Source organism: Leifsonia sp. 22587, from assembly GCF_052044215.1.
GTDB classification, from domain to species: Bacteria; Actinomycetota; Actinomycetes; order Actinomycetales; family Microbacteriaceae; genus Leifsonia; species Leifsonia shinshuensis_C.
In genome coordinates this window covers 63,833-73,360 of sequence record NZ_JBQENB010000004.1, presented here as the reverse complement: position 1 = coordinate 73,360, position 9,528 = coordinate 63,833, and the positions used below count along the sequence as shown (strand labels likewise).

Below are 9,528 nucleotides of genomic sequence, written 5' to 3'. Positions count from 1 at the left end.
GGCCCGGTTACGGCCCCGCGGTTCGGCGGCTCGGCGGCGCGACGGCCTCGCGACTCGGCCGCTCGGTCAGCTCGCGGCGGTCTCGCGCTTCGGGAGCTTCCAGCCCGGGCGCACGAAGTGGCAGGTGTAGCCCCACGGGATGCGCTCGAGGTAGTCCTGGTGCTCCGGCTCGGCCTCCCAGAACGGGCCGGCCGCGGAAACCTCGGTGACCACCTTGCCGGGCCAGAGACCCGAGGCGTCGACGTCGGCGATGGTGTCCTCGGCGACGCGGCGCTGCTCGTCGTCCGCGTAGAAGATCGCGGAGCGGTAGCTGGTGCCGATGTCGTTGCCCTGCCGGTTCTTGGTCGACGGGTCGTGGATCTGGAAGAAGAACTCGAGCAGGTCGCGGTAGCTGGTGCGCTCCGGGTCGTACTCGATCTCGATCGCCTCGGCGTGGGTGCCGTGGTTGCGGTAGGTGGCGTTGGGGACGTCTCCGCCGGTGTAGCCCACGCGCGTGCTCACCACGCCGGGGAGCTTGCGGATGAGGTCCTGCATACCCCAGAAACAGCCTCCTGCGAGGATGGCCTTCTGCGTCATGGTGTTACTCCTTCGTTCGGGTCGTTACTTGGTGAAAAGGTGGGCGTACTGGCCGTATCCGGCGGACTCCAGCTCGGCGAGCGGCACGAACCGCATGGCCGCCGAGTTGATGCAGTAGCGCAGGCCGCCGGCCTCGGCGGGCCCGTCGTCGAACAGGTGCCCGAGGTGGCTGTCGCCGTGGGCGGAGCGGACCTCGGTCCGGACCATCCCGTAGGTGCGGTCGGTCTTCTCGACGATATTGGCGGGCTCGACCGGCACGGTGAAGCTCGGCCAGCCGGAACGGCTGTCGTACTTGTTCACGGACGCGAAGAGCGGCTCGCCCGACACGATGTCGACGTACAGGCCCTCCTCGTGGTTGTTCCAGAACTCGTTGCGGAACGCCGGCTCGGTCGCGGCCTCCTGCGTCACCGCGTACTGCTGCGGCGTCAGCTTGGAGACGGCCTCCGGGCTCTTGCGGTAGTCCTGTGTCACGTTTCCTCCTCGTGCGGCGCGCTGGCTGCGACGCCGTCAGTAGGTGGAACACCGGTCGGGCCCGGGATGGTCCCGGTGTTCCTGTGAGTTCGCCGAGTGCCGCTGCACGCGGATGGGAGCGGGGACCGCTGTTCAGTTCTTCGGGCTGCGCGTGCCGAAGTACACCGCCACCGCGACGATCAGCACCCCTGCCGCGAACACCAGCAGGGTCACCCACCAGGGCACAGCCACCGTCAGCGCGACCGTGTCGTTGCACTCCTGCCCGCTCGGCGGAGCTGTCGCGCACGAGGCGTTGACGATGCGTTCCGGAAGGGTCGGCATCCCGTCACGGTAGCGCAGCCGGTCGGAGCAGGGAACGGATGGACGCGAGCACTGTCGGCCAATCCTCCATGACCTGGGCGGCCGAGACGCGGAGCCGGGCGGAGCCCTGGCGCGCGAGCACCGCATCCCGAGCCCGGTCGCGCTCGAACGACCGCCGGTCGCTGTGGAACGCGAAACCGTCGATCTCGAGGAAGAGCACGCCGTCGACGCGCATGTCGACGCGCCCGACTCCGGGAACGTGCACTTGCTGCTCCACCAGGTGGCCGAGAGCGTGCAGCCGTTGTCGGACAAGCGACTCCACGCCGGACTCGGAACCCGGCCGGGCGAGCGCGGCGAGGCTCGTCACCCGCGCCGGCTGTCCCTCCAGGATGCGGGGAATCGCGAGCGGCGTCGTCAGCCCCGCTGAGATGGAGGTGTCGAAGACCGCGATCGCGGTCTCCCGGTCGGCACAGCGCGCGACGGAGCGCAGGCAGTCGGCGAAGGTCACCCGCCACAGCTGCTCCTCGTGCTCGGTCGGCAGCCAATGCCGCACCGCGGCGACGGCCGGGCCGGCCCGGGCGTTGGGCGGATGCTGCAGATGCAGCCGGGTGTCGGTGCCCGACCAGAGACCGTAGGTGCGGGCCGCCGAGACGCAGGAGAGCCGCCCGCGCGCGGTGACGGCCGCCACCGCCAGCGGCGGCGCCGACGGTGCGACGTAGATGCCGTTGCGGAGGCGATGAAGCCGGCCGTCGGCGACCGCGGCGGCGAGCTCCGGGGAGGAGGCGCCGGCGGCTCGCAACTGGTGGGTGGTGGCGATTCCGCCGAGGCGCTGGAGCAGGTTTTCGTCGATCATGGGTCCAGCCTCGCGGGGGCGCGGCTGGCGCGGCGCTCGGGGAGCGAATCTGTGGAGAACCTGTCGAGAGCCTCGGCTGTGGAACGGAGGAGAAAGGTGCTCAAATCTCCGACGGAACGCTCTGCGGAGGGAGATTCGGGGCGAAATGGCCTGAATCTCCGACGATCGGTCGCAGATTTCCGACGGTAGGAGACGGCGAGGGGCACGGAGGGCGCGGCGGCGCGGCGCGCCGCGGGGGTAGACGCGGCGGCGGGGCGGACCCTAGCCTGGCGGCGTTCCCGGAGCGTCATCGAACCCGTTCACAGCACCGAACGAAACCGAACGAAACCGAACCAAGGAGCGCCATGCCGAACCCCACCATCGTCCTCGTCCACGGAGCCTGGGCCGACGCGTCCAGCTGGAATCCCGTCATCACCGACCTGCGCGACCGCGGCTTCGAGGTGCTCGCGCCGCCGAACCTGCTGCGCGGCGCAGCGGGAGACGGCGCCTACGTCGCCTCCTTCGTCGCGCAGCGGACCCAGGGTCCCGTGGTGCTCGTCGGGCACTCGTACGGCGGCGCGGTCATCAGCGCGGCCGGGCTGAACGGCGGGGACGTGCGCGCCCTCGTCTACATCGACGCGTTCCTGCCCGACGAGGGCGAGACCGTGTTCGGGCTGCTCGGCGGGTCCGGCTCGGCGCTCGACGTTCCCGACCCGACCACGGTGCTCGACATCGTCGGCTACCCGGGCGCGCCGGAGGGGGACGCGGACGCCTACCTGAAGCCGTCCACCGTCCACCAGTTCTTCGCCCAGGATCTCTCCGAGGAGGCGCGCGACCAGATCGCGGCGGGCCAGCGGCCCATCGCGTTGGCGGCGAACACGACGCCGGCGCCGGTCCCGGCCTGGCAGAGCCGTCCCGTGTGGGCGGTCGTCGGGACGGAGGACCGGGTGATCCCGCCGGCCCTGCAGCGCCGGATGGCCGAACGCGCCGACGCCACGATCGTGGAGACGCCGTCCAGTCACGTGTCGATGCTCTCGGCACCGGACGTGGCGACGGGCGCGATCGTCGCGGCGGTCGAATCCATCTCCTGACCCCCAGGAACGCGCGCCGGTCCAAACAGGGGCCGCGCCGGCCCGAACGCCAGCGCGGACGTCAGGGCCGCGCTTCGTGACCCGGCTCGCCGTGGGTGCGCCGCTCCTCTTTCATCTCGGCCTCGAAGAGGTGGCGGCGGCCCGCGGCGAGCTCGTCGCGGGCGGTGCGCTCCAGGTCGCGGAACAGCGCGTAGTAGCCGTCGTCGAAGTCTTCGACGATCTGGAAGGTCCAGCGTCCCTCGATGACGTTGCGGCCGAGCAGTTCGCGCTCGATGCGGTCGGCGAGGTCGATGTGTCCGGCCTCGCGCAGCTTGTCGACGGCGTCACCGAGCGTCAGGTCGGCCTTGCCGGTGAGGCGGTGGAAGCCGTAGAGCAGGCCGCGCGCGTGCTCCACCACCTCCAGCGCCTCGGACAGGGTGCCGAGCGCATCCACGGTGGCGTCGTCGAGTCCATCGGGGCGCCGGTGCTGCTCGTCGGGCCCGTCGGCCCGGGACTCGCGGGACTCGCCGGATTCGGTCATCGGTTCTCCTTCGGTGGCGTTGTCGGTGTGGCTGTCGGTGTCGTCGCTGCCGGTGTCGTCGCCGTGGGCGTCTCGCCGGGCACCGGCGACGCCGGGACCGGCTCCCCGTCCGGCTCGCGGATCACGGGGATGGCGTCCGTGAACTGCTGCGCCCGCTGCTCGCCTTCCGGCGATCCGCTGAACAGCCGGCCCTCCTCCTCGGTGCGGACGCGCGGTGGGCGCTCGTTCGGCACCGGCTCCTCGGTGAGCTCGATGCGCTGGCGCGGGAGGGAGAGCGGCGAGTAGCGCTGCATCCAGTCGATCAGGCGTTCGCGGATGAGGCAGCGCAGGTCGAAGAGGGTCGGCGCATCCTTCGCGGTGACGAGCACGCGGACGCGCACCCACCCGCCGACGGCGTCGGTGACCTGGAGGACGCCGGTGCGGTGGTCCCAGAGGTCGGTGGTCGCGAGGATGCGGTTCAGCTCGGCGCGCATCCCTCCGGTGGAGACGCGCCAGTCGAGGTCGAACTCGACGGAGCCGAGCAGCTCGCTGTGCTGGCGGGTCCAGTTCTCGAACGGCTTGGTCGTGAAGTAGGTGGACGGGAGCACGAGGCGGCGGTCGTCCCAGACGTGCACGACCACGTAGGTGAGGGTGATCTCCTCGATCGTGCCCCACTGCTGCTCGACGACCACCACGTCGTCGATGCGGATGGCGTCGGAGAACGCGAGCTGGATGCCGGCGAACAGGTTCGCGAGGCTCGACTGGGCGGCGACACCGGCGATGATGCCGACGACCCCGGCGGACGCGAGCAGGCTCGCGCCCGCCGCCTGCAGCGCCGGGAAGGTGAGCAGGATGGCGCCGAGACCGATGACGACCGCCGCGACCACAGTGAGACGGCGCAGGATGAGCACCTGCGTCCGCACGCGCCGCGCGTAGCGGTTGTCGGGCACGTCGAGCCGGTAGCGGGCGAGGCCCAGGTCTTCGACGAAGATGACGAGCGCCGCGGCGAACCACACCCCCGTCGCGATGGCCAGGATCAGGAACGTGTGCCGGATGCCGTCGCGCCACGCCGACGTCGTCTCCGGCGGCAGGCTGATGGCCACGGCGATCCAGAGCACGATCACCAGCAGGAACAGCCGGAACGGGATGCGCGCGCGCCGGATCAGGACGGCCGGCCACTGCTGGTGCCGCCCGATGCCCCGCAGGATCAGGGCGAGGACGGCCGTGACGACCACCGCGAGGATGACGGCGAGCAGGCAGGCGACGGCCAGGCCGGGCCAGGTGCGCAGGGCGGACACGGGTGGGCGGGCTCCTCACGGTCGGGATTCGCGATGCAGTGTACGCGCCGCATCCCACTCCTGTCCGATCTCGCGAGCGCCACGAACCGGGACTAGCCTGTGCAGTCGGGGCAGGTCCCGACCAGCGCGTAAGGAGCGGGAATGGCAGCGACACGGACACTCTTCATCGGCGGGACGGGCGTGATCAGCTCGGCGTGCGTCGCGGAGGCGCTCGAGCAGGGTCACGAGGTCACGGTGGTGAACCGGGGCAACAGCTCCACGCGTCCGCTCCCCGACGGCGTGGAGGTGCTGCACGCCGATGTCCGGGACCCCGAGAGCGTGCACCGCGTGCTCGGCGAGCGCAGCTTCGACGTCGCCGCGGAGTTCCTCGCGTTCACGCCGGACCACGTGCGGACCGACTTCGACCTGTTCGAGGGGCGCGTCGGGCAGTTCGTGTTCATCAGCTCGGCGTCGGCGTACCAGAAGCCGCCGGCGCGGGTGCCGGTGACCGAGTCCACGCCTCTGCGCAATCCGTTCTGGCAGTACTCCCGCGACAAGATCGCGTGCGAGGACCTGCTCGTGGAGGCGTACCGCGACCGCGGCTTCCCTGTCACGATCGTGCGCCCGTCGCACACCTACGACCGCACGATGATCCCGACGAGCGGGAGCTGGACCGATCTGGAGCGGATGCGCCGCGGCGCGCCGGTCGTGGTGCACGGCGACGGCACGAGCCGCTGGACGATCACGCACAACACGGACTTCGCGGTCGGCTTCGTCGGGCTGCTCGGGCTGCCGGAGGCCGTCGGCGACACGTTCCACATCACGGGCGACGAGGCTCCGACGTGGGACCAGATCTACTGCGATCTCGCGGAGGCGCTCGGCGTCGAGGCCGAACTGGTGCATGTCTCGAGCGAGTCCATCGCGCGGGTGATCCCGGATGTCGGCCCCGGGCTCCTGGGCGACAAGGCGCACTCCATGCACTTCGACAACAGCAAGGTGAAGGCGCTCGTGCCGGGCTTCCGCGCCCGGGTGCCGTTCGCGCGCGGGGCCGGCGAGATCGTGGAGTGGTACCTCGAGGACGCCGACCGCCAGCGCGTCGACCCGGACCTGGATGCGGCGTTCGACCGCCTGGTGGAGCACTCCCGCGCGTTCGGGTGAGCGAGCGCGCAGGCGCTCATCACTTCGTGTAGCCGCTCCCCGAGGTGGAGGACGGTGACGACGAGGACGACGTGATCTTCGTGCCGTCCGGCGCGACCGCCCACCAGATGCCGCCGAGGCCCTGGCCGGTCACGTCTCCCGCGGAGGAGTCGCCGGCGAAGGTGTACAGCGGCCAGCCGTCGAGCGTTACCTGCTTCTTGCCGTCGACGCCGGTGATCGTGCCCACCGTGCCGGTGACCCCGGATACCGTCGGGTGGTCGCTGCTGGTCTCGATGGCGGGCCACTGCGCCGCGCAGGCGCCGGTGCAGACGCTCTTGCCCGAGTTCGCGGTGTCCTTGTCGAAGACGTAGGCGGTGAGGCCGGCCCCGTCGACGACCACGGTGCCCAGCGTCGTCGTGCCGGTTTTGAGTGCGCTCGACCCGGCGGCCGTCCCGGAGCCGCTCGAGCTGGATGAGGACGACGATCCCGAGCCGCTGGGCGGCGCGTAGACCCCTCCCCCCGGGGACGAGCAGGCGGCGAGCGCGAGGAGGACGGCGGCCGCTCCGGCGGCCAGGGCGGCGATGCGCGAGGGTGAAACGGTGCTTCTCATGATGGATGTTTCCCTTCCACCTGGTGCACGCTGCCCGCGGTGCCGAGGGTTCACCGTCTGAGAGAAAAGTCAGGGAGGCGGGAAACAAGAGCTTTACTATAAAGAAACTTTCCTGATACATTCACCCGAGAACATCGTTCCAACGAAGGGATGAGGATGGCCGGACCGGTTCGGGGCACCCCCGGGTGGCTGCGCGAGACCAACGACCGCACCGCGCTGTCGCTGCTGCTCGAGCACGGCGTCCTCACCCGCACGCGCATCGGCGAGCTCTCCGGGCTCTCGAAGCCCACCGCCGCCCAGATGGTGGCGCGGCTCGAGACCGCCGGCCTCATCCACGTCGTCGGGGAGGTCTCCGGCGGGCGCGGCCCGAACGCGGCCAGCTACGCGGTGCGCACCGACCGGATGCTCGGCGTCGCCGTCGACATCGACGCGGAGGCCATCCGCTCGACCGTCGTCGACGCCGCGGGCGCGGAGCGGCCGATCGCCGTCACCCCGCTCGCCGCGCGAACCCCGGAGGACGACATCCGGACGGCGATCGACGCTGCCTGCGAGGCGTCGGGAGCGGACGCCCAGCGCGTCGGCGCCGTCTGCATCGGCGTGCAGGGCGCGCTCGACCCCCGCACGGACGAGCTGACCTACATCGAGACGCTCCCTGGATGGCCCAAGCAGGGCATCCGCCGGCGCCTCGCGGATGCGCTGGGCATCGCCGTCCACATCGACAACGACGTGAATCTGGCGGCCCTGGCCGAGCGGACCGACGGCGCGGGCCGGGACACCGGCGGATTCGCGCTGCTCTGGATGGACGAAGGCCTCGGCCTCTCGGTCGACCAGGGCGGCAGCATCCACCGCGGCGCTTCGGGCGGGGCCGGTGAGATCGGCTACCTGCCCATCCCCCGCTCCGCGGCCGACCTCGACCCGGAGGCGCGCGACCTGCAGGACCTCATCGGAGGCCCGGCGGTGGCACGGCTCGCGGCCGGCCACGGCCTGACCGCGCGGTTCGAGGGCGACGACCCGGCGCGCGAGCGCTTCCTGGGCGAGCTGGCGCGTCGCGTCGCCGTCGGCGTCGTGCCGGTGCTCGCCCTCCTCGACCCCGAGCTCGTGGTGCTCGGCGGCGCGACCGGCCTCGCCGGCGGACCGCGCCTCGCCGAGCTCGTCACCGCCGAGCTCCGCCCCTCCTGGGGCGACCGCAGCGTCGTCGCCACCGGCGTCGCCGCCCACCCCGTGCTCCGCGGAGCCCGGGAGCACCTCGTCGGCGATGTGCGCGACGCCCTGTTCGCCGAAGTGTCGCGGATCGCACCGTAGCGTCCCGCGTCCTGCCCTGCACCATCCACCCGCACCACCAACAGTGAGGGAGCCACACCCGTGAAACACCGTCATCTCGTCGCAGCGGCCGCGATCACCGCAGCCGCCGCGCTCGCCCTCTCCGGATGCTCCGGAGGGTCGGGCGGCGCGAACTTCAGCGACACCGCCCCGAAGGACCTGAGCGGCACCGTCTCGTTCTGGCACTTCTTCTCCGACCGCGAGGCGAAGGTCATCCAGTCGGTCGTCGACGACTTCGAGAAGAAGTACCCGAAGATCAAGGTCGACGTGCACTCCGGCCAGGACGACGAGAAGCTGCAGAAGGCCATCGCCACCGGCAGCAAGGTCGACGTCGGCCTCTCCTACTCGACGGACATCGTCGGCAACTTCTGCTCGAACGGCGCGTTCCGCAGCCTCAACAAGGTGATCGAGCGCGACCACGTCGACATGGACCAGTTCTCGCCGACGGTGAAGTCGTACACCGAGTACAAGGGCACCCGCTGCGCGATGCCCATGCTCGCCGACGTGTACGGCCTGTACTACAACACCGACCTGCTGAAGGCCGCCGGGTACACCGCGCCGCCGAAGACGCTCGGCGAGCTGGAGTCGATGGCCGAGAAGCTGACCACCTTCAAGCCGGACGGCTCCATCAAGACGCTCGGCTTCAACCCGACCATGGGCTGGTACGAGAACTCGGCCGCCCACTACGGGCCGGCGGCGGGCGCCGAGTGGCTGAAGTCCGACGGCACCAGCGCGATCGGCTCCAGCGACGGCTGGAAGGAGCTGATCACCTGGCAGAAGGCGTTCGTCGACAAGATCGGCTGGGACAAGCTCAACACCTTCACGTCCGGGCTCGGTCAGGAGTTCTCGGCCGACAACGCGTTCCAGACCGGTCAGGTGGCGATGAACCTCGACGGCGAGTACCGCACGGCGTTCATCGACGACCAGGCGAAGGACCTGCACTACGGCACCGCGCCGTTCCCGACGGCCGACGGGCACACCGACCTCTACGGCGGCGGCTACATCACGGGCAACATCATCGGCATCTCCAAGGGCTCCAAGGAGCCGGAACTGGCCTGGACGCTGCTCAAGTACCTGACGACCGACACCGGTGCCGTGGTGAAGCTCGCGAACGGTCTGAAGAACGTGCCGACGACGTCCGACGCGCTGAACTCGCCGGACCTGCAGGTGTCGGAGCAGTACAAGACGTTCCTCGACATCGCGTCGGACAAGAACGTGCAGACCACGCCCGCCAGCCCGCTCGGCGCCGGCTACCAGCAGTCGTTCGAGGACTGGTGGAACAAGTACCAGAGCCAAGGCGGCGACCTCGACGCCGGGCTCGCGGCGGTCGACAAGCAGATCGACGACGCGCTTGCCCTGAGCACGGGACCGTGAGCCTCACACGATGACCGCCACCATCGACCGTGCGGGGCGGG

General features: G+C 70.8%; 11 protein-coding genes. 4 read left to right on the top strand and 7 right to left on the bottom strand.

Annotated features, from left to right (window positions below; translation table 11 throughout):
- Nucleotides 1-66: 66 nt before the first annotated feature.
- The 4 genes from msrA to ACTJI1_RS16085 all read right to left on the bottom strand — a co-directional run bounded on the left by msrA (nt 67) and on the right by ACTJI1_RS16085 (nt 2,200).
- Nucleotides 67-576 (bottom strand): peptide-methionine (S)-S-oxide reductase MsrA, encoded by a 510-nt coding sequence (gene msrA / locus ACTJI1_RS16100; protein WP_310128242.1) that lies wholly within the window; start codon nt 574-576, stop codon nt 67-69.
- 24 nt (nt 577-600) lie between these two features.
- A complete protein-coding gene (gene msrB / locus ACTJI1_RS16095; RefSeq protein WP_310128240.1) occupies nt 601-1,047 on the bottom strand; it encodes a peptide-methionine (R)-S-oxide reductase MsrB in 447 nt (148 codons plus the stop codon).
- Nucleotides 1,048-1,179: 132 nt separating this feature from the next.
- Complete coding sequence (locus tag ACTJI1_RS16090) at nt 1,180-1,368, bottom strand: hypothetical protein (protein ID WP_440743447.1); 189 nt, start codon at nt 1,366-1,368, stop codon at nt 1,180-1,182.
- Nucleotides 1,369-1,372: 4 nt separating this feature from the next.
- On the bottom strand, nt 1,373-2,200 hold the full coding sequence (locus ACTJI1_RS16085) for a hypothetical protein (RefSeq protein WP_440743446.1): 828 nt from the start codon (nt 2,198-2,200) through the stop codon (nt 1,373-1,375).
- A 344-nt stretch (nt 2,201-2,544) separates the two neighbouring features.
- Here ACTJI1_RS16085 and ACTJI1_RS16080 point away from each other — a divergent pair, with 344 nt between their 5' ends.
- Nucleotides 2,545-3,270 (top strand): alpha/beta fold hydrolase, encoded by a 726-nt coding sequence (locus ACTJI1_RS16080; RefSeq protein ID WP_310128232.1) that lies wholly within the window; start codon nt 2,545-2,547, stop codon nt 3,268-3,270.
- A gap of 61 nt (nt 3,271-3,331) precedes the next feature.
- Here ACTJI1_RS16080 and ACTJI1_RS16075 read toward each other — a convergent pair whose 3' ends face one another.
- Nucleotides 3,332-3,790: a hypothetical protein gene (locus ACTJI1_RS16075; protein WP_440743445.1), complete on the bottom strand. Its 459-nt coding sequence runs from the start codon at nt 3,788-3,790 to the stop codon at nt 3,332-3,334.
- Nucleotides 3,787-5,067, bottom strand: coding sequence for a mechanosensitive ion channel family protein (locus ACTJI1_RS16070; protein ID WP_440743444.1), 1,281 nt, complete (start codon nt 5,065-5,067; stop codon nt 3,787-3,789). Before ACTJI1_RS16070 ends, ACTJI1_RS16075 begins: the two co-directional genes overlap by 4 nt.
- A 141-nt stretch (nt 5,068-5,208) precedes the next feature.
- On the opposite strand from ACTJI1_RS16070, the gene ACTJI1_RS16065 reads away from it, so the two are divergent.
- The gene (locus tag ACTJI1_RS16065) at nt 5,209-6,204 is read left to right on the top strand and encodes an SDR family oxidoreductase (protein WP_440743443.1); all 996 of its coding nucleotides are present in this window, start codon (nt 5,209-5,211) and stop codon (nt 6,202-6,204) included.
- Nucleotides 6,205-6,223: 19 nt separating this feature from the next.
- Here the strand turns inward: ACTJI1_RS16065 and ACTJI1_RS16060 are convergent, their stop codons facing one another.
- Nucleotides 6,224-6,793, bottom strand: a complete 570-nt coding sequence (locus tag ACTJI1_RS16060; protein WP_310128225.1) for a COG4315 family predicted lipoprotein — start codon at nt 6,791-6,793, stop codon at nt 6,224-6,226.
- Between the two features lie 156 nt (nt 6,794-6,949).
- Between ACTJI1_RS16060 and ACTJI1_RS16055 the strand changes: the two genes are divergently transcribed.
- Nucleotides 6,950-8,095, top strand: a complete 1,146-nt coding sequence (locus ACTJI1_RS16055; RefSeq protein WP_310128223.1) for an ROK family transcriptional regulator — start codon at nt 6,950-6,952, stop codon at nt 8,093-8,095.
- 60 nt (nt 8,096-8,155) lie between these two features.
- Nucleotides 8,156-9,487: an ABC transporter substrate-binding protein gene (locus ACTJI1_RS16050; RefSeq protein WP_310128222.1), complete on the top strand. Its 1,332-nt coding sequence runs from the start codon at nt 8,156-8,158 to the stop codon at nt 9,485-9,487.
- Nucleotides 9,488-9,528: the final 41 nt, after the last annotated feature.